At 45.5% G+C, this 23,666-nt stretch carries 25 protein-coding genes; 5 read left to right on the top strand and 20 right to left on the bottom strand.

The window, feature by feature from the left end; translation table 11 throughout:
• Nucleotides 1-148: 148 nt before the first annotated feature.
• On the top strand, nucleotides 149-1,360 hold the full coding sequence (locus tag MKY16_RS14185; protein WP_340955790.1) for an O-antigen ligase family protein: 1,212 nt from the start codon (nucleotides 149-151) through the stop codon (nucleotides 1,358-1,360).
• Between the two features lie 124 nt (nucleotides 1,361-1,484).
• Here the strand turns inward: MKY16_RS14185 and MKY16_RS14190 are convergent, their stop codons facing one another.
• The 7 genes from MKY16_RS14190 to MKY16_RS14220 form a co-directional block, all read right to left on the bottom strand.
• Nucleotides 1,485-2,309 carry a purine-nucleoside phosphorylase gene (locus tag MKY16_RS14190; RefSeq protein WP_013310786.1) on the bottom strand — a complete coding sequence of 275 codons (825 nt, stop codon included), beginning with the start codon at nucleotides 2,307-2,309 and terminating at the stop codon, nucleotides 1,485-1,487.
• A 72-nt stretch (nucleotides 2,310-2,381) separates the two neighbouring features.
• Nucleotides 2,382-3,326 (bottom strand): site-specific tyrosine recombinase XerD, encoded by a 945-nt coding sequence (gene xerD, locus MKY16_RS14195; protein WP_029517290.1) that lies wholly within the window; start codon nucleotides 3,324-3,326, stop codon nucleotides 2,382-2,384.
• A gap of 108 nt (nucleotides 3,327-3,434) precedes the next feature.
• Nucleotides 3,435-3,677, bottom strand: coding sequence for a YqzK family protein (locus tag MKY16_RS14200; protein WP_340955792.1), 243 nt, complete (start codon nucleotides 3,675-3,677; stop codon nucleotides 3,435-3,437).
• A 166-nt stretch (nucleotides 3,678-3,843) separates the two neighbouring features.
• Nucleotides 3,844-4,341 (bottom strand): ferric iron uptake transcriptional regulator, encoded by a 498-nt coding sequence (fur, locus tag MKY16_RS14205; protein WP_013310789.1) that lies wholly within the window; start codon nucleotides 4,339-4,341, stop codon nucleotides 3,844-3,846.
• Nucleotides 4,342-4,440: 99 nt separating this feature from the next.
• Nucleotides 4,441-5,094 carry a stage II sporulation protein M gene (gene spoIIM / locus MKY16_RS14210; protein WP_029517288.1) on the bottom strand — a complete coding sequence of 218 codons (654 nt, stop codon included), beginning with the start codon at nucleotides 5,092-5,094 and terminating at the stop codon, nucleotides 4,441-4,443.
• Between the two features lie 187 nt (nucleotides 5,095-5,281).
• Nucleotides 5,282-6,478 (bottom strand): endonuclease Q family protein, encoded by a 1,197-nt coding sequence (locus MKY16_RS14215; RefSeq protein ID WP_340957575.1) that lies wholly within the window; start codon nucleotides 6,476-6,478, stop codon nucleotides 5,282-5,284.
• Nucleotides 6,479-6,482: 4 nt separating this feature from the next.
• On the bottom strand, nucleotides 6,483-7,094 hold the full coding sequence (locus tag MKY16_RS14220) for an NUDIX hydrolase (RefSeq protein ID WP_340955794.1): 612 nt from the start codon (nucleotides 7,092-7,094) through the stop codon (nucleotides 6,483-6,485).
• A gap of 125 nt (nucleotides 7,095-7,219) precedes the next feature.
• Here MKY16_RS14220 and mciZ point away from each other — a divergent pair, with 125 nt between their 5' ends.
• Nucleotides 7,220-7,363: a Z-ring formation inhibitor MciZ gene (gene mciZ, locus MKY16_RS14225; RefSeq protein ID WP_080658620.1), complete on the top strand. Its 144-nt coding sequence runs from the start codon at nucleotides 7,220-7,222 to the stop codon at nucleotides 7,361-7,363.
• 71 nt (nucleotides 7,364-7,434) lie between these two features.
• On the opposite strand, the gene MKY16_RS14230 is transcribed toward mciZ, so the two are convergent.
• Entirely contained in the window at nucleotides 7,435-8,568 is a 1,134-nt protein-coding gene (locus MKY16_RS14230; protein WP_029517285.1) for a tripeptidase T, read from the bottom strand.
• A gap of 85 nt (nucleotides 8,569-8,653) precedes the next feature.
• On the opposite strand from MKY16_RS14230, the gene prli42 reads away from it, so the two are divergent.
• A complete protein-coding gene (prli42, locus tag MKY16_RS14235) occupies nucleotides 8,654-8,758 on the top strand; it encodes a stressosome-associated protein Prli42 (protein ID WP_023989226.1) in 105 nt (34 codons plus the stop codon).
• A gap of 120 nt (nucleotides 8,759-8,878) precedes the next feature.
• On the opposite strand, the gene lipB is transcribed toward prli42, so the two are convergent.
• The 6 genes from lipB to MKY16_RS14265 all read right to left on the bottom strand — a co-directional run bounded on the left by lipB (nucleotide 8,879) and on the right by MKY16_RS14265 (nucleotide 15,042).
• On the bottom strand, nucleotides 8,879-9,577 hold the full coding sequence (gene lipB, locus MKY16_RS14240; RefSeq protein ID WP_029517284.1) for a lipoyl(octanoyl) transferase LipB: 699 nt from the start codon (nucleotides 9,575-9,577) through the stop codon (nucleotides 8,879-8,881).
• 45 nt (nucleotides 9,578-9,622) lie between these two features.
• Nucleotides 9,623-11,014 carry a dihydrolipoamide acetyltransferase family protein gene (locus MKY16_RS14245; protein WP_340955797.1) on the bottom strand — a complete coding sequence of 464 codons (1,392 nt, stop codon included), beginning with the start codon at nucleotides 11,012-11,014 and terminating at the stop codon, nucleotides 9,623-9,625.
• 88 nt (nucleotides 11,015-11,102) lie between these two features.
• The gene (locus MKY16_RS14250; protein WP_029517282.1) at nucleotides 11,103-12,089 is read right to left on the bottom strand and encodes an alpha-ketoacid dehydrogenase subunit beta; all 987 of its coding nucleotides are present in this window, start codon (nucleotides 12,087-12,089) and stop codon (nucleotides 11,103-11,105) included.
• A gap of 2 nt (nucleotides 12,090-12,091) precedes the next feature.
• Complete coding sequence (locus MKY16_RS14255; protein ID WP_340955799.1) at nucleotides 12,092-13,120, bottom strand: thiamine pyrophosphate-dependent dehydrogenase E1 component subunit alpha; 1,029 nt, start codon at nucleotides 13,118-13,120, stop codon at nucleotides 12,092-12,094.
• Nucleotides 13,121-13,260: 140 nt separating this feature from the next.
• Nucleotides 13,261-14,682, bottom strand: coding sequence for a dihydrolipoyl dehydrogenase (gene lpdA / locus MKY16_RS14260; RefSeq protein WP_340955801.1), 1,422 nt, complete (start codon nucleotides 14,680-14,682; stop codon nucleotides 13,261-13,263).
• A 126-nt stretch (nucleotides 14,683-14,808) separates the two neighbouring features.
• Nucleotides 14,809-15,042 (bottom strand): hypothetical protein, encoded by a 234-nt coding sequence (locus MKY16_RS14265; RefSeq protein WP_165147045.1) that lies wholly within the window; start codon nucleotides 15,040-15,042, stop codon nucleotides 14,809-14,811.
• Nucleotides 15,043-15,250: 208 nt separating this feature from the next.
• Between MKY16_RS14265 and MKY16_RS14270 the strand changes: the two genes are divergently transcribed.
• Together MKY16_RS14270 and MKY16_RS14275 are read left to right on the top strand one after the other, a co-directional pair.
• The gene (locus MKY16_RS14270) at nucleotides 15,251-15,847 is read left to right on the top strand and encodes a thymidine kinase (RefSeq protein WP_029517279.1); all 597 of its coding nucleotides are present in this window, start codon (nucleotides 15,251-15,253) and stop codon (nucleotides 15,845-15,847) included.
• A 171-nt stretch (nucleotides 15,848-16,018) separates the two neighbouring features.
• On the top strand, nucleotides 16,019-16,795 hold the full coding sequence (locus MKY16_RS14275; RefSeq protein ID WP_340955802.1) for a sporulation protein: 777 nt from the start codon (nucleotides 16,019-16,021) through the stop codon (nucleotides 16,793-16,795).
• A gap of 106 nt (nucleotides 16,796-16,901) precedes the next feature.
• Here MKY16_RS14275 and MKY16_RS14280 read toward each other — a convergent pair whose 3' ends face one another.
• The 6 genes from MKY16_RS14280 to spoIVB all read right to left on the bottom strand — a co-directional run bounded on the left by MKY16_RS14280 (nucleotide 16,902) and on the right by spoIVB (nucleotide 23,656).
• Entirely contained in the window at nucleotides 16,902-17,306 is a 405-nt protein-coding gene (locus MKY16_RS14280) for a hypothetical protein (protein WP_069012721.1), read from the bottom strand.
• Nucleotides 17,307-17,673: 367 nt separating this feature from the next.
• Complete coding sequence (locus MKY16_RS14285; protein ID WP_029517276.1) at nucleotides 17,674-18,177, bottom strand: hypothetical protein; 504 nt, start codon at nucleotides 18,175-18,177, stop codon at nucleotides 17,674-17,676.
• A 164-nt stretch (nucleotides 18,178-18,341) separates the two neighbouring features.
• Complete coding sequence (locus MKY16_RS14290) at nucleotides 18,342-20,042, bottom strand: methyl-accepting chemotaxis protein (protein ID WP_340955804.1); 1,701 nt, start codon at nucleotides 20,040-20,042, stop codon at nucleotides 18,342-18,344.
• Between the two features lie 300 nt (nucleotides 20,043-20,342).
• Nucleotides 20,343-21,092 (bottom strand): class I SAM-dependent methyltransferase, encoded by a 750-nt coding sequence (locus MKY16_RS14295; protein ID WP_340955805.1) that lies wholly within the window; start codon nucleotides 21,090-21,092, stop codon nucleotides 20,343-20,345.
• A 383-nt stretch (nucleotides 21,093-21,475) separates the two neighbouring features.
• Complete coding sequence (gene spo0A, locus MKY16_RS14300) at nucleotides 21,476-22,279, bottom strand: sporulation transcription factor Spo0A (RefSeq protein ID WP_029517271.1); 804 nt, start codon at nucleotides 22,277-22,279, stop codon at nucleotides 21,476-21,478.
• A 216-nt stretch (nucleotides 22,280-22,495) separates the two neighbouring features.
• Complete coding sequence (gene spoIVB / locus MKY16_RS14305) at nucleotides 22,496-23,656, bottom strand: SpoIVB peptidase (protein ID WP_069012724.1); 1,161 nt, start codon at nucleotides 23,654-23,656, stop codon at nucleotides 22,496-22,498.
• Nucleotides 23,657-23,666 lie beyond the last annotated feature (10 nt).

The following is a 23,666-nucleotide window of genomic DNA, read 5'->3' on the forward strand; positions in this document are numbered from 1 at the left end:
TCCTTCATTTTCTTAGCATGGACTGAGTATATGCACAAGAGGGCTTGCTCTAGGCGTGGGAAAAATGAAAATAAATATTTTATTATTATTGTACAAGAAGATACGTTTTGTATATTATAGATACATAACGTATCTAGGCGGTGGAACCGTGAAACATATACTTACAGTAGCTGGTTTACTGGCTTTTTCGATTCCCTATGCTTGTCAGGGTTTGTCTCCCAGAGTTATCACGATTTCCCTGCTCATCTTGTTGTTCAGCTATATCATGCTACTACCTTCACTCAGATCATTGATCGCAACCTTAGCCGACAATCCGTTGCTGACTTTACTCATGCTGTACATCGCTGCCTCCTGTTTGTGGGCTGAACAAGAGCAGACCTCTTCCTTGCTGATGGTTCTCAAATTTCTTGCCTTCTCTACCTTTGGGCTCTATTTGGCCACCCATTATACAATACAGGGCTGCATTCGTCTCTTAGTCGTTACGTTAAGTATTTTGAGCATACTCAATTTACTCGCCGTTTTGCTCGTTCCCTCCTTTGCTATTCATGGTGGCGTGGAACATACTGGGCTATGGAAGGGCATCTCTGGTCATAAAAATACACTCGGAACTCTCTCTCTGTTAGGTTTTGTTTCACATGTCATTTACTTTTTCAGGGGTAAACATAAAGTTTTGCATATTGGCTTCATCTTACTCAATGCCTTATTGCTCATCAAGTGCCAATCTACCACCTCTTTGATGCTGACATCTTCGTTCTTCGTATTTATATTATTTATATTGCTATTCAAGAGAATCCGAAGCATTGCGTTGCGTGGTTTCTTCATTAGCTGTTCCTGCTTGCTCGTTCTTTTGGGTTTGGTGTTCACTTTTACTTATGGAGATGCGATTGCGTCGGAATTCGGAAAGACAACGACCTTAACTGGAAGAACGGAAATCTGGCAGGGGATTGCTGGTGCGATTCAAAGCCATTACTGGTTCGGACATGGTTATGGCTCCTACTGGGCAGCCCGGCCCAGTATCTATGCGAATGGAATTCGTTTTGATCTGACAAGCAGCCATAGCGGTTTCCGAGATCTGTGGATCGATGTGGGCCTTACAGGACTACTGGCAACCATTACACTCGCCATAACCACTTTATATAAATTTAGAATTGGCAAAGCAGATATGTATACATGGCTGACGGCAGCTGTTTTTTTCCTGTTTATCATATTGAACAATATAACGGACAGCCGTTTCCTGAACTCGCTATCCATTTACTGGATTATTTTTATGGTTATTGTGATCAAGGTGCAAGAACGACATACACTGGCTGTAGCAGAAAAAGCGAATTCAACTGCATTGAGCACACAGCCTCTCCATTAGGAGATGATACTCAAATCAACCGCTGTATGTAAAAAAGAACCCCATACCCACGCCATCAAAAGGCGTTTGGATATGGGGCTCTTGGGATATATGTCCACCACTTCGGTTGAACATGATCCCCAATCTACATTTGTGGAATAATCGCTAGCACAAGTTTTAAAAATTGCTCACGTACCTTCTCTGCCGTCTCCATCACTTCACCATGGGACAAAGGCTGATCCAGAATGCCTGCGGCCATATTCGTGATACAAGAGAAGCCCAGTACCTCAATTCCTGCATGACGGGCTACAATAACCTCAGATACGGTCGACATACCCACTGCATCTGCACCCAGTGTACGCAGCATGACGATTTCAGCAGGCGTTTCATAGTTAGGTCCCAGCAATCCAGCATATACACCTTCCTGCAGGCTGAAGCCCTGTTGGTTAGCCGTTTGCTTGGCAATTTCACGCAAACGGCGGCTGTACGCCTCCGACATATCTGGAAAACGAACGCCCAGACCGGCATCGTTTGGTCCAATCAGCGGATTTTGTCCTGTCAGATTAAGATGATCCGAGATGACCATCAGATCGCCTGCTTCGTAGGAAGTATTTACACCACCTGCTGCATTCGTCACCAGCAGACTTTGAATCCCCAATTGCTTCATCACCCGAACTGGGAAAGCCGTCAGCTGCGGGCCATAGCCCTCATACATATGGAAGCGCCCTTTCATCATGACGACAGCGCGACCTTCAATCGTGCCTAACAGTAATTCACCCTCATGACCTTCTACCGTCGATACAGGAAAATGGGGAATATCCTGATAAGGAATACTAATTCCATCCTGAATTAAATCGGCCAGAATACCGAGACCCGATCCCAGAATAAGGCCAATCTCTGGACGTATTCCGCTCTTGGCGCGGATATAATCTGCTGCTTCCTGAATTGTAGCTTGGTTGGCTGTTGACATTAATATCTCTCCTGACTTGTACAATCGTAAAGTTATAGTCATTATCACATTTTCTATGAAACCAAAGTATCGTTATGTTCGATCTTTGCTTTCATGAGAAGTGCGGTTGCCGCCGTGCGGGTGATGCTTTTCATATACTTCCTTCATATTCCGTCTGGCCGTCTGCGCATATACCTGCGTCGTTGACAGATCAGCATGACCCAGCATTTCCTGTACAGAGCGTAAGTCCGCTCCGCCCTCCAGCATATGTACCGCAAAGGAATGCCGCAGCGTGTGGGGCGTGATATCCTCGCTTATGCCTGCTTCCTGGCCGTACTTCTTAATCATTTTCCAGAAGCCCTGTCTACTGAGACGCTGTCCAGATACGTTCAGGAACATGGCATCCTGCTCTACCTGAGCTTCTTCACCCTGCCCGGATCTCAGCAATAATAGACGCTGCTCGTCCATATAGGCTTGTGCCCACTGTGATGCCTCACGGCTGATCGGTACAACACGCTCCTTGCCTGCCTCGCCGCCACAATGCACAAAGCGCAAATCGGTGCGCACGTCACGCACGTTTAAGGCAATCAGCTCTGATACGCGAATGCCCGTCGCATACAGCAACTCCAGCATCGCCTTGTCTCGCACCCCTTGCGGGGCAGTCACATCTGGCGCGGCCAGCAAACGCTCTATCTCATCCTGCGTTAGCACCGAGGGCTTCTTTTTAGTCGCTTTGGGCAGCTCCAGCAGAACAGACGGATCATGGATCGTAATTCCCTCCCGAATAAGAAAATGAAAAAAGGAGCGAATGGAGGCGACGCTACGTGATATTGTCGCCGCAGCCTTTCCCTGTTCCTTCAAATGGCCCAAATACAGTACCAGATGTGACCGTTGGACATTATCCGGCTGCTCAATACCACAGCTTTCTGCGAACTCGACAAACTGCTGTACGTCTCGTTGATACGCTTCCAAAGTGCTGCGCGACAAACCCTTTTCCTCTTCCATAAATTGAACGAAAGGTTGAATGTACATTTTCATGAGTTCCAAAAGTCTCCTTGTTCTGCATACAGCGGTTCAGTCTCAGCGCCTGCTTCTTCGTGTGCTACCTTCATCATTTCATAAGCTCATCAAGACCGATTACTTAGACTATTCACCATACCAGTAAAAGAAACGTAAACGTTCCAACACTGCTATTCGATGCTCGGACCCTTCATTTACTTTTTGTCCGCCAAATACCTTCACTGCATGTCCTTCCGGTATTCGGTAATGATCTACAGGTGTTATCCAATCTGTAAACAGCCTGAGGCTAAAAAAGAACATACATGCCAGCGCCCCGAACAAGATTATCAAACGTAGCCATTTTAGTCCTCTCCGCAACGATAGTACCATGTGGATCAGCCGCCTTTTCCCCAGAATATGGTCCTAATTAGGACTCTCTATGGAAGGGTATGACAAGCTATTCCTTTTTATACCGCTTAATCCCGAACAACACGCTCCGAACCAAAAAAGCTCTCCCGAACGCATCTTCGTCGGTGAGAGCTTGGGTAGTCAGCTTTTAGTCCTGAGATTTGTTTTTTCTGGATTTGCCCAAAGATTTCTGAGCGGTCGTATCGTTCTTCGCCTTACAACGATAACAAATACCGTGGAAGTCCAAACGATGGTCCACTACGGTAAAGTTATATTCTCGTTCCAAGCGCTCCTCCAATGGTCCAAGCCAATCTTCCAGTATTTCATCTACACTGCCACACTGCACACATATCAAATGGTGATGGTGATGTTTGGTTGTATCGCCGCGCAAATCATAACGCGCAACGCCATCACCAAAATTAATTTTCTCCACGACATGCAGTTCACTTAGCAGTTCTAGGGTACGGTATACGGTTGCCAGACCGATTTCGGGAGCTTTCTCTTTGACGAGCATAAATACATCTTCCGCACTCAGATGATCATCTTCGTTCTCAAGTAAAACTCTGACGGTGGCTTCCCGCTGAGGCGTTAGTTTGTAGCCCTGGGATTGCAGCTGCTGCTTAATTTTTTCGATCCGTGCTTCCATGTGTCTCCCTCCCCCTGCAAAGCTACTGCCTACTGCACTTTTTTCACTCCTATTATTATAGGGGGTCTATACAAATAAAGTCAAACATTTTGAAACGGATCAAGATGACACGGAAGCTGTCAGCATAGGAGTGACCCATTGCATCATAACCGGGGTGATCCAAGTTTCAAAGGACGCGCTACCAATAAGAAGCACGATCATCACAGCAGTCAACCCTGCGTAAGACAGCAACGGACGCAGCATTCCGTCTGACGGCCGGGTAGCGAGTATTTTGGTTTTGATCATATGGATGGAAAAAGTCATCGCAGCCACGCTGCAGACGAGCAGTACCGGAATCACGAGCAGGTTATGGGGAGCAACTGAAACCAAAGAAAATAGCAGTCCTTTCCACGAATATTGCCCCACCAGATAACCTACTGAAAATCCGATTAGCACACCCTTGAGGAAATTCAATACAAGAATACCCGGTAGACCAATAACCGAAAGGCCACACACCCAAATTAGGCCGACCCATTTCAGATGTAAAGATACGCTATCCCAAAAGGTCGAAGCCGCCTGCGAATCAGCGAAGCCCTGTTCGTTTTGATTGACCGTTACAAAAAAATCCTTCAGGTAACGGGACAAATCCTGTAACTGCTCCAGCGAGAGTGCGTTTACCATAAGTGCGCCAAAGACGACTCCCACCAGAAACAGCACAGCCAAGAACACATAATATGGCGTCTGATCCTTTAACGTATGACGAAACCATTGCATCGGCGTCCTGCCCCTTTCATCTGCTTGTTTGTCCAAAAAACAACCGTAATCCGACGGCTGATGGCTAGAAATGGGGCAGCTTTCGCTGCGGATCAAACATCACGAATGATGTGCCAAGCCAGCGGCATAGATAATTTATGGTTATGAACAAGCAGACGCTGATATGCCTTTAGAGGGACAAGACTTACTAGGACTTAGCTATTTTGCCGTATGTTCCACCACCACCGGATACAAGCGACAGTCGCCCCTCGCGTGAAAGCACAATTTGCTCTGCCAGCACTTTTCCGACGACTGCTGCTAACTCCTCCTGTGTAACCTCATGTAAAATATTCATTTCTGTTCCAAATGCAGCCAATAGCTGGTTCAGCTTGGCTTTGCCCAGACCTGGAATAAATTCCAGTGGAATCTGGTAAATGTACGGCGGACGATGGGAGGGAATCATGGGTTGCTCACGGTCGGCAATGCTCCATATTCGATCCAGCACTCCTCGCACCAGCTTGGTATGACCACAGTCAGGACAGCGTTCATCCGCCATCTGTTGCTCGTCAATAATCGTACCGCAGCTTTGACAGTAAGAGCGATGGTATTTGCCCAGTTTTGGATTTAATCCGTAGTTGGCACGCACCCGTCGTCCTTCCCGCCGCTCCAAAGCCATTCTGAATTCATCAAAACACGGCTTCGCCAGTGATAATTTATTGTATTCTCGTCCGATTTTCCCGAGTGAATGGGCATCTGAATTCGTGAGAAAGCTGAAGCGATCCAGTTCCGAAATTAAACCGGCCATAGACGAATCTGCGCTCAGTCCCAGCTCCACCCCACTAATGAGCTCCATATCCAGCAGTTCCTCCATACGAGCCGCTGAACTGCCGTATATGCCCTTATGAGGAGTAAAGACGTGCGCAGGCACCATAATGCCTCCACGTCTGTAAATTTGCTGCTGCAACTCGCGTGGCGGTGCATAGATTCGTTGTGAGCTGAGATTAACATTTTTCATATGCCGGGCCAGCCATTGGGTAAAATCCTCCATCGCCGCCAGATCTGGAAAATAGGCCAGTACGTGCGCCTCAGGACGACCTTCAGCACGTATTTCCAGCTCCGTGCCAAGGAGGATAACCGTATCCCGGTATGCGATACCTCCGCCGCTGATTTCCTTCATTTCACCCGTATGTAAATAGGTACGAATATCCTCCTGTACATTAGGTGCATGGCAGTCAATGATACCGATTAGCCCAATTCCTTTGCGACCGGAGGCTTCCTTAGCTATGTTGGCAAAGGTCAGATCGCGGCTGCCACTAATTTTGACCGGATTTCCCTTCTCTGTCCTGCCAATATGAATATGCAAGTCTGCAAAGTAGTCGTTAAGTTCTGCTATATTTTCATCCATACGCTCAGAAGCTCCCTGTAAGTTGGCGGAGTTGCCATGCATAGACGGCCAAAATCGTTTTAGCATCACTTATCCGTCCTTCACGAATGAGCGTCTGTGCTTCTTCCAGCGTCACCTCAAACAGCTCCAGAAATTCATCCTCATCCGGTTCCATCTCACCTAACTCCAGTTCTTCGGCCACATACAGATGAATGATTTCATCCGCAAAGCCAGGAGAGGTATAAAAGGAGTGCAGCAGCTTCAACGACTTAGCAGTATAACCTGTCTCTTCTCTCAGCTCACGCCCCGCTGCTTCCATCGGGTCTTCACCCCGCTCTAGCTTACCTGCAGGAATTTCTACCTCACAGCGCCCCATCGCCTGTCTGTACTGGTCCACGACCAGCATTTTCCCTTCATGTAGAGCCAAAACAGCCACCGCCCCTGGATGCTTTACGATCTCACGCTTTCCAGTGGAGCCGTCGGGAAGCTCAACCGTGTCTACCTGTAATGTAATGACCTTTCCCTCAAAGATAGGCTGTGTGGACACGGTCTTTTCCTCTAGCGCAGGATTCGAATAAGGCTTGCGAGGTGCATCGTTTGTTGAATTGTTCAATTGTCCATTCGTTTGCTCGTTCATCAGTAAGTTTCCTCCTTCATATCTATCTTTCTTTATTAATTATCACCAAAGTTAGTCTAACTTGTCCACTTTGTACATAAGCTGGTGGTAGAATAACAAACTTCCTGTCATGAGGAGATGCAGAAATGAAAAGCTACCGTACTGAAAGCACCCTCCATATCGTTGGTAAAGCTTGGCAGATTCAAGCACTCTTGCGCCAATGGCAAAAGGAACACGGACCTACAGCCACTATCGCTTCGCTAGTTGTTCCAAAAAAGGTTCAGGTCTAAAGACGAAGGAACACTGTTCCTGTCTTTAACCTGAACCTTTTTTCAATATATTGCAAGTGTATGATACAAGTTTATTTTGTGGTTTCTTGAATCAGAGCTACGACAACTTCAGCAACCTTCACCAGGTCATCGGCCTTGATCTTTTCCTCTGTTGTATGGATGTTCTGATAGCCCACAGCCAAATTCACCGTCGGAATTCCAAGCCCGTTGAACACATTTGCATCTGAGCCACCACCGGAATGAAAGGTTGGCGTTGCCAGTCCCAGTCCTTGAATTGCACGTTGTGCAACCTGTACAACTTCATCATGCTCCGTAAAGCTGAATGCCGGATAGATGACTTCACTGCGGAACTCTCCCTGTGCACCAAATTCGCGTGCGGTGGTTTCCAGCGCTTCACGCATATGCTGAATTTGATGATTAACCTTTTCCTGCACAATACTACGTGCCTCTGCACGGATCAACACAAAATCGCATACCACATTCGTCGCGCCGCCGCCCTCAAAACTGCCGATGTTAGCGGTCGTTTCCTTATCAATCCGTCCTAGTTTCATTTTAGAAATTGCTTTAGAAGCGACCTGAATGGCACTAATGCCATCTTCGGGATTTACCCCCGCATGAGCGGACTTCCCAGTAATCTTCATTTCAATACGTGCCTGCGTGGGGGCAGCTATACAAATAGAGCCGACCTCACCATTCGAATCCAAAGCATATCCGAAATCAGAATCTAGCACGTCTGGCTTCATCGCACGTGCCCCCATCAAACCAGATTCCTCGCCAGCCGTAATCACGAACTGGATTTGACCATGGGGAATATTCTGTTCACGCACGACACGAATCGCCTCGAACAAAGCAGCAATTCCCGCCTTGTCGTCAGACCCCAGAATCGTTGAACCGTCACTACGAATCCAGCCATCCTCACCCAACTGCGGCTTAATGCCTTTACCCGGAGTAACGGTATCCATGTGGCAGGTAAAAAATAATTTGGGTGCTTGCTCTACACCTTCCGCTTTCCAGGTGACGATCAGATTGCCTGAACCATGTCCAGTTCTTTCACGAGAATCGTCTTCCATTACTTCCAGCCCGAGAGCATTAAACTTTTCTTTTAGGACGCGTGATATTTCCTGCTCATTTCTCGTTTCGCTATCCACCTGTACGAGTTCCATAAATTCCTGTACGATTCGGTCTTTTACTACTTTTACTGTCATTAAACTTTCCTCTCTTTCCCGATTACGCTACAATACGGATAGATGTTCTTATCTATGACTTAAACCTATCCTAAAGGAGTTACACATGTCGAACAAAAAATGGGTTCGTTTTTTCGTCTACATTATGCTCGCAGCTATGATTGGTTCTACACTGTTCATGGTAATTGAGCCGTTTATTATGCCACTATAATAACTATACCGCTCAAGGTATCCGGCTGCTCTAAGGCATTATGAAGCCTTGAGTGGACGAGCTGTTACGTAAAGCAAACAGGCGGGCTCCCGTGTAAATACACAATAGCCCGCCTTACCTTTATTGGAAAGAATGCGTTTGCCATTGCGCAGCAAATGAAAATTGCTGTTCAAAGTACGGTACAATTTCCTTCGCAATCTGCTCCACCGACGTAGGCTTCTGTATGCAGTCCTCCAATGATGTCACACCGTATTCCTGAATTCCGCACGGGACAATGCCCTCAAAGCCCTCATGCTGTATCCCTGATTTGATGTTAAAGGCAAAGCCATGGCTGGTTACGAAGCCCCGGCGGTGCTTACACTTGTTGAATTTGACACCAATGGCCGCAATTTTAAGATTCCCGATCCATACCCCCGTATATTCAGGCTTACGACTTCCCTCAACCCCATAAGATGCCAACAACCGAATGATCACTTCCTCCAGACTTCGAAGGTATCCATGCAGATTCAGCGCCTCCCGGTTGCCGAGCATAAGTAGAGGATATCCGACAAGCTGCCCCGGCCCATGATATGTAATGTCTCCCCCACGGTCAATCTGAAAGACGCTGATTCCCTGCTCCTTCAGTTGCTCTGGTGTGAGGAGCAAATGCTCAGGATGCCGCTGAGAGCCAATCGTGTAGGTCGGTGGATGCTGGAGAAGCATAAGCGTTTCTCTTGCCTCTCCCGCATCCAGCTTTCCCACAATCTCCTTCTGGACATCCCATGCATGGGCATATTCCATCCTATTCGTATAGGTTACATCAAGCGGTCGTCTGTTCACGGCCTGTCACTTCCTCTCCGTACATTTCCTCAACTGTTCGGATGATTAGTACAGCTTCGTATCCAAAGTGTAGCCTTCAAGATTTTCTTTAACCCGTTGCAAGAATCGTCCACAGATCACTCCATCCAAAATACGATGATCCAGCGACAAGCACAGATTAGCCATTGAGCGAACTGCAATCATATCATCGATAACCACGGGTCTTTTGACAATGGATTCAAAGGTAAGAATTGCAGCCTGCGGATAGTTAATCACCGGATAAGATAAAATGGAACCAAAGGAGCCTGTGTTGTTTACAGTGAACGTTCCGCCTTGCATGTCGTCCAATTTGAGCGTGCCTTCCCGGGTTTTACGTGCCAAATCGTCAATTTCACGAGCTAAACCAGCAATATTTTTCTGATCCGCTTTTTTAATAACAGGGGTAAGAACGGAGTCCTCTGTACCCACGGCCAACGAAATATTGATGTCTCTTTTGATGATAATTTTATCCACTGCCCAGACCGAATTCATGATCGGATATTCCTTGATTGCATTCACAACTGCTTTCATGAGAAAAGCAAGATACGTAATATTGATGCCTTCTTTTTGTTTAAATTCGTTTTTGATCTTGTTGCGGAGCATCACCAGGTTGGTCACATCCACCTCAATCGTCGTCCATGCATGTGGAATTTCGGAAACACTTTGTCGCATATTGCGAGCAATTGCACTGCGGATGGGTGTAACATCAATAAAATACTCGGATCTGTTATTGTTGCCACCCTCAACTTCGATCACAGGAGCTTTTGGAGCCTCCGTCAAATGAATCCCACTGTTACGAACCGGAATAGCAGGGTCCATATTTTGAATCGGTGTACTGTACTGAGGGGCAGACTGCTGTCTTCCTGCAAAAGGAGAGCCTTGTCCTGTTGCCGTCACAGTCGGCTGTCCAGATGCTCCAGTGGCAGCGGAACTGCCCTGCTGCACATAATTCAGCACGTCTTTGCGGGTAATTCGTCCCCCCATGCCCGTGCCTGGTACTTGGCTTAAGTCCACATTATGCTCAGCAGCCAGGGTTTGCACCGCTGGGGAAAACCGTCCTCTCATGGACTGATCCGATCCAGCACTCTGCTGAGTTTGTGTTTGTACGGTGCTTTGAGATGCTGGTGCAACAGGTGTCGCCCCTGATGCCACTGCAGGTGCAGCCGACTTCGTCTGAATACGGCAAATTAACTCGCCTACCGCTACTGTCTGACCTTCCTCTGCCAACAGATCACCCATAATGCCGTCCAATGTGGATGGGATTTCTGCATTCACTTTATCTGTAATAACCTCGCAAATCGGCTCGAATTGCTCTACCGTTTCCCCAGGTTGTTTGAGCCATTTGGCAATTGTCGCCGATACGAGCGATTCTGCCAGTTGTGGCATGGTCACGTCGTTCCATTGTGTTTGGTCTGACATTTTTTCAACTCCTTAACATCATAGGAGGGCGCGTTTTACCGCTACCCCCGCTACACTTTTGGAATGCTTTCGTCCAATCTGCCCTATATTAATACATTGCAAGACGGCGCATGGCTTCCTTCACTTTATCCTTGTTTAACATATAAAACTTCTCCATCGGTGGACTGATCGGCATAGCTGGTACATCAGGAGCACATAGGCGCTCAATCGGTGCATCCAGCTCGAACAGACATTCCTCATTAATAATAGCCGATACCTCGGCACCGATGCCGCCCGTTTTGTTGTCCTCATGCACGATTAATACTTTACCCGTATGTCGTGCAGCCTCAACAATGGCTTCGCGGTCCAGCGGTTGGAGTGTGCGTAAATCCACAACCTGTGCAGTAATGCCCTCTTCCTTCTCCAATTCCTCAGCAGCCTGCATGACAAAATGCAAAGGCTGGCTATAACCGATGACCGTAATATCGTCACCCTCACGTAATAGATTAGCCTTGCCAATCGGAACGATATAATCATCCTCAGGCACTTCACCCTTGATCAGCTTGTAGGATTTTTTATTTTCAAAAAATAGCACTGGATCAGGGTCACGAATGGCTGCTTTCAGCAATCCTTTTGCGTCATAAGGTGTAAATGGAGCAACAATTTTCAAACCCGGCGTACCAAAAAAGATAGATTCTGGACACTGAGAGTGATACAAACCGCCAAAGATCCCTCCACCGATTGGTGCGCGAATTACAACAGGACAGTTCCAATCGTTGTTAGAGCGGTAGCGGATTTTAGCTGCTTCACTAATAATCTGATTCGTCGCCGGAAGCATGAAGTCCGAATATTGCATTTCAGCAATCGGCTTCATTCCGTACATGGCTGCACCAATCGCTACCCCGGCAATAGCCGACTCAGCCAATGGCGTATCCATGACACGTTGCTCACCGAATTGGTCCATCAGCCCCTTTGTCGTTGTAAAGACACCGCCCTTCACCCCGACATCCTCACCTAATACAAAAACTGTTTCATCCTGCTCCATCTCTTCTTTCATCGCAAGACGAATCGCATCAATATATTCCATAATCGCCATCGTTACAGGCCCTCCCCATCGCTATCTGCATACACATGCAGCAGCGTATCTTCGGGCTTTGGAAAAGGCGCATTATCTGCATAATCAATCGCTTCCTTGATTTCGAGCAGCAGCTCAGCCGACAGATCCGCATCCTTGGCCTCATCCCAAATGCCGCATTCAATCAAGTAGCTTTTCATACGGGCTACGCCATCCTTGGCCCAATTCTCATCCACTTCCTCCTTGGTTCGGTAAGCCAGATCATTATCCGAGGTGGAGTGAGGAGACAGGCGGTACATCATGGCTTCGATCAACGTAGGACCTTCACCACGGACAGCACGTTCCCGTGCTTCTTTCACCGCCGCATATACGGCCAACGCATCATTACCATCGACTCGAATCCCTGGGAATCCATATCCCAATGCTCGGTCGCTTACCTTGCCTGCCAACTGTTTATGAATCGGAACCGATATCGCATATTGATTGTTCTCGCACATAATGATGACTGGCAGCTTCTGTACACCAGCAAAGTTACAGCCCTCGTGAAAATCTCCCTGATTGCTGGAGCCTTCCCCAAACGTAACAAATGATACAAAATCCTTTTTCTGCATTTTGGCAGCCAAAGCTACACCCACTGCATGCGGAACCTGTGTCGTTACTGGGCTGGAGCCTGTCACAATACGTAGCCGTTTACTACCAAAATGACCTGGCATCTGGCGACCACCGCTATTGGGATCATCTGCCTTAGCAAATGCCGACAGCATCAGTTCGCGCGGCGTCATTCCTACCGCAAGCACGAATCCATAATCCCGATAATAGGGAAGAAAATAGTCCTTTTCCCGGTCAAGGGCGAAAGCTGCACCTACTTGTGCCGCCTCCTGTCCAATGCCAGAAACGTGGAAATTAATTTTCCCTGCCCGTTGCAGGAGCATGTTGCGCTCGTCAAATCTTCTTGCGAGCAACATATATCTGTACATATCAATAACTTGTCCGTGAGTAAGTCCCAGCTGTTCATGTCTGAAGCCAGCGTCTACAGCGCCTTTAGAACTCATTGAGGCACCTCCTTAAGTGTCAAACATCCTACTTCCAGTTCCTAGTACCATCTTGTCTTAAAACCTGGTACTAAACTCTGGCTAACCCCATTATAATCCTTTTCTGCCCAAAAAGAAAAGCACCGATTTATTTGAAAGGTCTATATGCCAATCGCCTGTCCATCAACGGCCAACATCGCTTCTCCCAAAATCTCCGACAACGTCGGATGCGGGTGAATAAGCTGTCCGACTTCCCACGGCGTAGCATCCAGCAGTTGTGCAAGAGCGGCCTCGCTGATCAGATCCGTCACATGCGTACCGATCATATGTACACCGAGAATATCATGGGTCTTCTCGTCGGCCACTACTTTGACAAAGCCGTCCCGACTGCCGTATACTAGCGATTTTCCGATAGCTTGAAAAGGGAACTTCCCTGTCTTCACCTGATGTCCACGCTCACGGGCTTCTTGTTCCGTTAAGCCGACGCTCGCGGCTTCAGGCCGTGTATAAATACACCGCGGAATCAGATGGTTAGGTACACTGTGAAACTCTTCGTCCGCCAGATGATGAACCGCCTGCAAACCTTCATGGCTTGCCGCATGCGCCAGTTGTAAGCCGCCGATACAATCTCCAATGGCGTAAATATGTGGTTCATTCGTCTGCAAATGCTCATTAACCGAGATAAAGCCATGCTCTACGCGGATATCCGTATTTTCCAGCCCGATATTTTCCACATTGGCCTGACGCCCTACAGAAATGAGCAATTTGGAAGCGCTGAGGGTTTCGGTTTCTTCCCCTTTTTGCACGTCAATCTGTACACCTTCCTCATCTTTGCCGTATGTTTTAGCCAGCACTTGTGAACCCGTCAGCACCTTGACACCACGCTTGGTTAACAAGCGCTGCATTTCACGCGAAACGTCTTCGTCTTCCGTGGGGATGAGCCGATTCGCGGCTTCAACCACCGTAACCTCTACGCCAAAATCATTTAGCATGGAAGCCCACTCCACGCCAATCACACCACCGCCCACGATAATCAGGGATGCGGGTAGCTCCTCCATCGATAACGCTTCGTCACTACTCAGAATAAATTCGCCATCTGGCTCTAGCCCGGACAGCACACGCGGGCGTGATCCCGTTGCAATAATGAGATGTGCAGGAACAATCGTCTCCATCTCGCCATCTTCTAATTCCACAGCAACTGCCCCGCTTTTTGGAGAAAATATAGACGGCCCAATCACGCGTCCCTTACCGCTCAGCACCGTAATTTTATTTTTACGCATCAAAAATTGAACGCCCTGATGCAGCTGCTCCACAACGGCTTCCTTACGCTCCTGAACCTTGGGAAATACAAGCTGTGCTCCCGATGTCTCAATACCGTATTGTGCACTTTCCTTAATTGTCGCATATACTTCCGCACTGCGTAGCAAGGCCTTACTCGGAATGCAACCACGGTGCAGACAGGTTCCGCCAAGCTTGTCCTTTTCGATGATAACCACTTCTTTGCCAAGCTGGGCGGCACGAATAGCTGCTACATACCCCCCGGTTCCTCCACCCAAAATAGCGACATCACAATGTATAGTCATGTTTCTCCTCCATTAACAATTGATTATATATAGCTTATTGTACTCTCTTTATTTCACTGTACAAAATATAGCGTTTAGGCATAGGCTACAAAAAAGTTAACCATTTAATCCAGATCTCTTTCCATATCATTCATACAGCGCATCTCGTAATTTGGTAGACATCCTTGAACTTTGTGCTGATTTGGCTCGCAGCGCCTTGCGAAATGATTCATTTTGCTTGCGCAGAAAGTTCAGCTCTGTCTCCAGCTCAGTGATGAGTTCTATAGCTTGCGGGCTGATCAGTCCTTGCTCCAGTAATGCTCCTTTTTTGGCACTATAATCCGTATTTTTTTCGTCCATGCCTTTCACTCTTCCCTTCATTCCACTACGCTTCACCATATCATGCCCGCGGCGGCAGAGCAATGACGACCACATTTACGTTTTAGGAATGGACATACAAAAACATGTCGAAAATCAATATATTTTCTCTAGTCTGTATACGGCTGGTTATGGTAATCTATAATGGCGTTTTCTTTCGGAGAAGAAGATTAACAGTGTTATGTACATGTTAGAGAGAGGGGAATTCGCTTTGCCTACAGGACGAATTACGATTATTACAGGCCCCATGTTCAGTGAAAAATCCGGCGAATTGATTCGCCGCTGTCAAAAACTAATCCAATACGGGCATCGTAAAGTGGTCGCTTACAAACCCGCTGAAGATAATCGTTATGCCGAGGACGAAATAGTAAGCCGGATCGGATATCGGCTGCCCGCTATCTCTATCCCCAGAAAACTCACAGATGAGCTCGTTCAGCGTATTTTGCAAGAAACACAAGATGCCGACGTGGTTGCCTTTGACGAAGTCCAGTTTTTCAGTCGTCATATTATGTCGCTCGTACAAGAGCTAGCTTATTGCGGCAAGCATGTCATTGCCGATGGGCTGAATCTGGATTACCGAGGCAAGGAATTCGGCTATGTCGGTGGTCTGCTCGCCATGGCGGATGACATCGAGAAGCTGACTTCCTTTTGCGCTGTATGTGGCAGCTCGGAAGCAGTATTTACGCAACGTATGGTAAATGGTAAACCTTCCACTGTGGGACCTATTGTGATGATCGGCGACTCTGAGGCTTATGAGCCTCGTTGTCGAAATTGCTTTATACCTCCTCATAAAGTGAACTGCGATTAGTAGACAGATGGATCGACAAACTGCAATATGCCTACGTGAGTACCAGTGACTTTTTTCTTGCATTTTTTTGGAACGATTCGAATCATTCCCCCGTATATCCGGTTAAGCTGTACAAGTTTTTAGTCTTCGTTTGTATATCATGACCATGAGATTATATGGGGGGAAGGAATAATGAGTTTCTTTAACAAAATCTTAGCAAGCGCAGGAATCGGTTCAGCTAAACTCGATACGCTGGTGGATCAAGCCGTATATGTGCCTGGGGAAGAACTTAGTGGCGTCATGCGCATCAAAGGCGGCAAAATTGATCAGGAAATTGGCAAAATTGACATCGAGCTCAAGACTGAATATATCGTGGAGCACGATGATAAAAAAACTACCACCACCTGCTGCATTGCACGAATTAAGGTATCTGACGGCTTTCATCTAGAGCAAGGACAAGAGCTTGAAATTCCTTTTTCCTTCAGATTGCCGTTGGAAACTCCTGTTACTCACGCCAAACAGCCCGTCTGGCTGGAAACAGCATTAGATATTGGCATGGCTTTGGACCCGACCGATCGTGATTCACTCAAAATTGAGCCACATCCCTATATGAATACAGTGTTTGAGGCGGTTCACCTGTTGGGTTTCCGATTCCGCTCCTCCTCATGCGAACGTCACCCCAAGCTTGGACGCAGTGTTCCATTCGTGCAGGAGTTTGAATTTACGCCCGGCTCGGAATATGCACGGGATATCGAGGAACTAGAGTTGGTTATGCAGTTGGAACCCGAGGGTGTGCATGTGCTTGTAGAAGTAGACCGCAGGGGCAGAGGGTTGTCTGGTTGGCTGGAGAGTGCCTTTGATATGGATGAGCGTCATGCCTGGTTGAGCTTAAGCCGGGAAGAGCTATCCTATGGACCAGATCACATAGCAGATGCGCTTGAGGAATTAATTGACAGGCAACTTAGATAACAATGTAGAACATAGGCAAAAAACTCCTAACCAATTACTACATGGGTTGGGAGTTTTTATTAGTTTAAGAATTCTCTTAATGATGGTCCTCAACAGTCTGTATAGACTAAAGTGGCAACATATCTTGTCTTTCCGCCTTATGTTTACACTCTTTGCAGACCCCATACAGCGATCCATTGTCATCCGCATAGAAGGTTAATTTCTCTTCTTTTTTACAAAAGGAACATTTTTGCTTGCCAGTGCCCTGGATTGAGTCAGACAGTCCAAATCCAGTTTGGGCCTGAATACCTGCTGCTTTTGTATTCACGCGTGAACCGGAAGACCCTTTAGACTTAGATTCATTTCCAGTGCGGGATTGTCGAGCAGACTTACGAGGACGAAATTCAACGACATTACTGCCCCGCTGTTCATTCACTTGTTTGTTGCTGCTGCGATTACGCCTTGCTTTAACAATCCAACCCAATGCCACCAACAACACGCCGAAGAACACCCAAGTCAGACTATTCCACATGCTCTCATCCCCGCCTTTGCTTTAGAATCAATTGGGTTAATACCACTAGCCCGTTCAATGCGATGACTTAGCCTATAGTTTTATTCATTAAAATATACCCGTGTGTACAGCCTCTGTGCTGTTCATCCAATGCCTACCCACATAAAAACCGTACCCTCTAATGCAACATTGACTCGCCTCTTAGCAAGAAATTGAGCATGTTAGGTAAATCATCTTCTCCTGAGGAGTACATTGACCGTTTTACAAATTGTACATCATCCTTTTAAAAAACGATAATATCTACTCTAGGGAAATCGTTCTCCTTATCAAAATGCTTATCTACTGCTCAATGGTGAGAACAAGAACAAAAATGCCTCAGATGGCTACATTACTCCCCTTGATAATAAAAATCAATGAATCTTTTCGTCAACGGATTAAACTTATCAAAGCGTTTGCGATGCGGTAAAAAACCTGACTTATGTACTTGTTCTGCTAGTGTTTCTACATGTTCAAATCGCTTGAAAAAAGGCAACGCGAAAGTGTAGATATCTTCAATAATCTCTTGGATCACGCGCTCTCTTTCTGCTTCTGTGGACACAAGGTAATCCCTGTTTCCCGTATATTTCTTAGTCAGAGCAATCAACTCACTCTGAAAACAAGCCCCCGTACTATACTTCTTTTTTATTTTTTTGGATTCCACGATAATATAAACTTTTAATGCACCATATTTAGTCGCACCAAAATAAATTTCAAATATAAATTCCTTGGTGTCTTTTTTCAAAACTTTTCTGCTTTTCAGATACTTAAAATCATTCAAAAATGGTGTGGCTATGATTTTATCTATCGCTAACTGACGTAGGTCACTTGCTTTAAGTTCAGTCTTATTGTCCATGATGTCACTCCAACCCAAAGAATTTCCCACCATTATATCATATCGTTCCAATTACAGGCTCTTCTTATCTCCACTCTTTAATTGCAATGTATTAATAAAAAACAGAAAAAAGCCGCTCACAATAGAGCAGCTATTCCTCTGAGACATAAAAAGCAGTATATGAATTATACTTTGAATTTACCAATTTGTCCTTGCAGATCTTCTGCCATTTTGGACAGGTTTCTTGCAGAGGAAGCAATTTCCTCCATCGATGCCAGTTGTTCTTGAGTCGCAGCAGACACGTGCTGTGTCCCGGCTGCAGCCTCTTCAGCAATTGCTGAAATTTGTCTGACAAAACCAACAATCTCATCAGTACTTGCAGACATTTGTTCTGATCCGGCAGAAACCTCTTCAATTTCACTGGCCACTTTATTTACGGTTTCCTGAATGAGTTCAAAGGATGCGCCTGCATTTTGTACAACTTCACGACCTGTCATGACATCCTTCCCGTTGGACGCTACCGCCTCAATAGCATGGGTAGTATCCTTTTGAATCAATCCCACAAGCTCCGTAATTTGTTGAGCAGAATGAGCCGATTGTTCAGCCAACTTGCGAACTTCGCCTGCAACTACAGCAAATCCGCGACCATGTTCTCCTGCACGGGCCGCTTCAATCGCAGCATTCAAGGCAAGAAGGTTGGTCTGACTAGAAATATTGGTGATAACATCAATGATCTTGCCAATTTCGTCTGAGCGCTCTCCCAATCCAGCCATGAGATCTGCCAATCCATTCATAGAATCATTCACGGCATTCATCTGCGTAACTGCCTGCTGAATCATCTGGTTACCTTCAGCCGATTTATGGGCCGCATCTTGCGCAGATGCGAATACATTTTGCGCGCGGATGGCGATTTGTTCAACACCGATAGACATTTCCTCAATAGCTTGGGACGATTTCGTCACCATATCTACCTGGTCTCCTGTTCCAGTAGCTACTTCTTGCACCGTTTCGGTTATTTGTGCAGAAGCTTGGCTATTTTGCTCTGCGCTGGCCGTCAATTCTTCTGAGGAAGTGGTTACCAGCTCAGTCGTCTTACTCACAGATTGAATCAGTTCACGAAGGTTCTCAACCATGACATTAAAGGAATGTGCCAACGTACTGATCTCATCCTTGCCCTTCACAATGATAGCTTCACTTGTAAGATCACCCGATGCGATACTTTCAGCAGCACGACTGATTCGCAAGATGGGTTTAGTAATAATTTGGGCGATGATGATTGCCATGATCAATGCTAATATAACGGCTGCAACGCTCAAAACGATGACCAGTTGTCTACCTGAAATAAAGTTGTCAACCGCTTCTTTCGTAGTTTGTTTAGATCCATCTGCATTCAATTTAATGAGCTGACTGATCATATCGTTTGAACTATACCATAACTTATAGGACTCTTGATGGAGTATGCTTGATTGAGTGTAATCATTAGCTTTCCCTGCTGCAATCACTTCTGGCAACTTAGCCAAATACTCCGCATAATTTTTGGAGAATTCTTCATACATTTCACGTTCTTTAGGGGTAGCAATTAATTTTTCGTATGTTTTTCGGTCATCCTCAACCTTTTTTAAAACCTTATCATATTCGGCCTGAACCTTCTCAACTTCCGCCGGATCGCGCTCTACAATAATATTCAGGGAGAGCCGTTCTACATCAGATATTTCGCCGTTTAGCGTCCCCAGGATAGTCACACTTGGCATCCAATGGCTATCTATTTCCATCGAAGTGTCGCCTAAATTTTTCATTTTTGAGATAGATGTTGTACTAATGACAATCAATAATATTATTACCGCAAGAAAACCCAATATCAATTTTGTTCGAATGTTAAATTTCATATATTCGCTCCTCAGTTCTCTTTATATTAGATACTATATCGACAAGAAACGACACATAGTTTATATCAAAATTAAAGAGAATTTCAGAACTGTCTACAAAAGGAAAATTTTTCTTTGTGATGGTTAGCGAAACTAATTCAGGTTTATATTATATACCTCTTGTAGAGTATTATGTTTTATAATTCCCAACAATTGTACCGTCATATATAGCAAGAGAGATGCTGCAAATCTTTATTCACTTATTGCATCAAACTTCTAAGTTTAAAAAAAAGATACCCAAAACGGGTATCTCTTTATGTTTTACTTCCTAGCAATCACCATAAATCGTTCTGAATTTGTCCTTATTCCTATTTCGGTTTGGTTTTCCAAAATAAATTGTTGGAGTATTTGAAAATCAATTTCTTTTTCTCCGAAGTTAGGAACTATTGGAGTGTATTTCAAGAGAAATATTAAGTCTGCAGGAGTCTGATAATATTCGGTTGCATTGAATTCAAATGACTGTATGTCGTTAAAGCCCGCATCACTTAATTCCGTAATATATTTAGCTTTTAACGAGTCTTTCTTAGTCCCCCATGCCTGTCCTCTTCCAAACGCTTCTTTAATATTTAATTTGTCGTTTTCGCTTACTTGCTGTGTCAGGAACATGCCACCCTTTACTAAAACCTTTGCTATTTCTTTTGCACAAAACCATGAATGTCGAGAAGAGATTACATTAAAGAAGTTCTCAGGAAAATTTAGATTTTCAGCATCCATCTGGAGAAAACGAACATTTGCTATGTCTGATTCAGCAGAATTCTTGGCTGCCGTTTCGATCATTCCAGTGGAATGGTCAATCCCAACTAGAAGTAATGCAGAATCTGCTATTGATAAAATGGCTTCCCCGCCGCCAGTACCGATGTCAAGCAATATGTCCGACTTCTTGCATGTCTTCGCTACTTCATTGTAGAAGTCCCATTTTACGCCTTTGGAGATACATTTCACGTTACTGAAATCCCATCCGTTGATTTTTCCAATCTTATCATAAAACTCTTTATACTCTATTGAATTCATTTACTTTTCATCTTCCAATTAAGGATAAAAGCTATGGGCTAGCAGACCGATATCATTCAAAATTTTAGTTTGTTTAGTCAAAAGGATAGACTCCCCCCTTGACGGCTGGTACGCGTTTTTTTCCAACCCGGAAACTAAATACTTCGAACAGTACGGAAAGACATCCGATTCACCTCATTTGAAAGATTGTTTTAATTATAAAAAATACCGCTCCTTTACTGGTCTCTGGAAGAACCAATAAAAAGGCGGTATTAGTTGTCCACTATTCAGAAGTTTATCGGTATCGGGACGGCTGTTATGGAGATTCGTAGCCGTCCCTACAATTATCATTGATAAACGTCAAAACCCAAGAATTCCTTGCTTCATCAATCATTCTGGCCCTTTCAGGACACCTTGTTCTCAATTCTCAGCTTATCTGCCACCATCGCTATGAACTCTGAATTGGTTGGTTTGGACTTACTGATATTAATGGTGTAACCGAACAGGTGTGAAATGCTGTCGATATTTCCGCGGGTCCATGCTACCTCGATAGCATGACGAATGGCGCGTTCTACGCGAGATGCCGTCGTTTTGAACTTTTCGGCAATTGCCGGATATAATGTTTTGGTGATGGCTCCTAAAATTTCGATATTATTGTACACCATCGTAATGGCTTCACGTAAATATTGATAGCCCTTGATGTGAGCTGGTACACCAATTTCATGTATGATGGCCGTGATACTGGCATCCAGGTTTTTCGTCTTACCCATAGGTACAACGTTGGACCGCATGGATGAAATGGTCACCGGACTGCTGTTAACTAACTGAGGTCCCACCAATTGGCGAACACGGTTAGCCAGCACTTCCATGTCAAACGGCTTCAAAATATAATAAGATGCCCCGAGCTGTACGGCCCTCTGTGTAATATTTTCTTGACCGAATGCAGTCAGCATAATGATTTTCGGCTGTGGAGTCAGGTTCATTTCTCTCAAACGCTCCAATACACCCAGACCATCCAGATGAGGCATAATAATATCCAAAATAAGTACATCAGGTATGTTGCGGGATTCTGCGATGCGTTGGAGCACTTCTTCGCCGTTATAGGCGATTCCTGTAACTTCCATATCCTCCTGATCGGAAATATATTCAGCAAGCAAATTCGTAAATTCCCGGTTGTCATCAGCCAACAATACCTCAATTTTTTGCAATGTACTTCCTCCTCATTGAGTGATATTCCATTGTGATATCTGTTTACAGTATATAAATATTTCTTGTCGGAGTATATGATTTCGACATCGAATTATGAATTCCTTCTGTCGAAAATTATTTTTATTTATTTTTTTTATAGTTTCTATTATAATTGATTCTTTATCTTGCAATTATGAGCTATTCCCCTGCTTTTCGACAAAAAAATCTTAAGGCCACTAGCTCGCCTTAAGATTAGAAGATGATTTTAAGCTTACGTTATTCTGCATGATTCCTGCATCGCGCAGCATCCATTCGATAAAACAACCGTAACCTGATTTAGGATCATTCACAAATACATGTGTTACAGCCCCGATAAGCTTACCATTTTGGATGATCGGACTACCGCTCATTCCTTGCACGATTCCCCCGGTCTTATCCAACAGCTTTGGATCTACAATACGAATCACAAGTCCTTTGGTTGCCGGTTTGTCCTGCTGAGAAATGTGTACAATTTCCGCCTGAAACCGCTGAATTTGTTGACCTTCCAGTACAGTCAAAATTTCTGCAGGTCCTTCCTTTACTTCATTCGCAAGAGCCACCGGAATAGGAGTCGAATACAATCCATATTGCGGCTCATCTGACATTTTCCCAAAGATTCCGAAATTCGTATTTCGTTCAATATTTCCTAATACCCGATGATCTTTGAGAAAATGAGCGCGTTTTTCTCCTGGTTCCCCACTTTGGCTTTTCGCAATTGATGTCACATTGGACTGCACAATCTCTCCGCTTCCCACGACAATAGGGGTTTGGGTATTCATATCGGTAATTACGTGGCCCAAGGCCCCGTATACACCTTGGTCTGGTGCGTAAAACGTTAATGTACCTACACCTGCAGCCGAGTCCCTAATATACAACCCAAGCCGCCATGCTTTATCATCCTGATCATATGCTGGTGTTAACTTGGTGGAAATGGTCTGCTCACCTCGACAAAGCGTAATGTCGAGCGCCTTTTTATTCTTACCTGCTTCGTCTACTACTTCAGCAACCCTTGCCAGGCTATTGAGTGGTTTGCCGTTCATGTGTGTAATCCGATCCCCTAGGCGAATCCCCGCTGTTTCACCAGGTGATACCTTACGATCATTACTTTCCTGAATGATATGGTGACCGACGACAAGCACTCCTGAAGATTTTACTTTAACCCCAATCGTCTGCCCTCCCGGGTATACTTTTAAATCGGGAATTACACTTTCTTGGGTTGTCCTCACGCTTTTAGAACCGAACAAATCCAAAGAAGCTTGTGGAGGCAGCGCTGCTTGCACATGCTGAGCGTTACCGATAGAACACATAAGAAAAACAAGCAAAAGACCGAGCAATTTGATCCTGGAGTAAAAATTCAATGGCTGTCAC

Origin of the sequence: Paenibacillus sp. FSL L8-0641 (assembly GCF_038006265.1) — a bacterium.
In the GTDB taxonomy this organism is placed as follows: Bacteria; Bacillota; Bacilli; order Paenibacillales; family Paenibacillaceae; genus Paenibacillus; species Paenibacillus polymyxa_D.

Bases quoted from the DNA above. Each gene is read 5' to 3' on its own strand.
- MKY16_RS14190 (WP_013310786.1), bottom strand. From the start codon at position 2,309: ATGTCAACAGCCAACCAAGCTACAATTCAGGAAGCAGCAGATTATATC.
- xerD (WP_029517290.1), bottom strand. From the start codon at position 3,326: ATGAAAATGTACATTCAACCTTTCGTTCAATTTATGGAAGAGGAAAAG.
- MKY16_RS14200 (WP_340955792.1), bottom strand. From the start codon at position 3,677: ATGGTACTATCGTTGCGGAGAGGACTAAAATGGCTACGTTTGATAATC.
- fur (WP_013310789.1), bottom strand. From the start codon at position 4,341: ATGGAAGCACGGATCGAAAAAATTAAGCAGCAGCTGCAATCCCAGGGC.
- spoIIM (WP_029517288.1), bottom strand. From the start codon at position 5,094: ATGCAATGGTTTCGTCATACGTTAAAGGATCAGACGCCATATTATGTG.
- MKY16_RS14215 (WP_340957575.1), bottom strand. From the start codon at position 6,478: ATGGATGAAAATATAGCAGAACTTAACGACTACTTTGCAGACTTGCAT.
- MKY16_RS14220 (WP_340955794.1), bottom strand. From the start codon at position 7,094: ATGAACGAGCAAACGAATGGACAATTGAACAATTCAACAAACGATGCA.
- mciZ (WP_080658620.1), top strand. From the start codon at position 7,220: ATGAAAAGCTACCGTACTGAAAGCACCCTCCATATCGTTGGTAAAGCT.
- MKY16_RS14230 (WP_029517285.1), bottom strand. From the start codon at position 8,568: ATGACAGTAAAAGTAGTAAAAGACCGAATCGTACAGGAATTTATGGAA.
- prli42 (WP_023989226.1), top strand. From the start codon at position 8,654: ATGTCGAACAAAAAATGGGTTCGTTTTTTCGTCTACATTATGCTCGCA.
- MKY16_RS14245 (WP_340955797.1), bottom strand. From the start codon at position 11,014: ATGTCAGACCAAACACAATGGAACGACGTGACCATGCCACAACTGGCA.
- MKY16_RS14250 (WP_029517282.1), bottom strand. From the start codon at position 12,089: ATGGCGATTATGGAATATATTGATGCGATTCGTCTTGCGATGAAAGAA.
- MKY16_RS14255 (WP_340955799.1), bottom strand. From the start codon at position 13,120: ATGAGTTCTAAAGGCGCTGTAGACGCTGGCTTCAGACATGAACAGCTG.
- lpdA (WP_340955801.1), bottom strand. From the start codon at position 14,682: ATGACTATACATTGTGATGTCGCTATTTTGGGTGGAGGAACCGGGGGG.
- MKY16_RS14265 (WP_165147045.1), bottom strand. From the start codon at position 15,042: ATGAAGGGAAGAGTGAAAGGCATGGACGAAAAAAATACGGATTATAGT.
- MKY16_RS14275 (WP_340955802.1), top strand. From the start codon at position 16,019: ATGAGTTTCTTTAACAAAATCTTAGCAAGCGCAGGAATCGGTTCAGCT.
- MKY16_RS14280 (WP_069012721.1), bottom strand. From the start codon at position 17,306: ATGTGGAATAGTCTGACTTGGGTGTTCTTCGGCGTGTTGTTGGTGGCA.
- MKY16_RS14285 (WP_029517276.1), bottom strand. From the start codon at position 18,177: ATGGACAATAAGACTGAACTTAAAGCAAGTGACCTACGTCAGTTAGCG.
- MKY16_RS14290 (WP_340955804.1), bottom strand. From the start codon at position 20,042: ATGAAATTTAACATTCGAACAAAATTGATATTGGGTTTTCTTGCGGTA.
- MKY16_RS14295 (WP_340955805.1), bottom strand. From the start codon at position 21,092: ATGAATTCAATAGAGTATAAAGAGTTTTATGATAAGATTGGAAAAATC.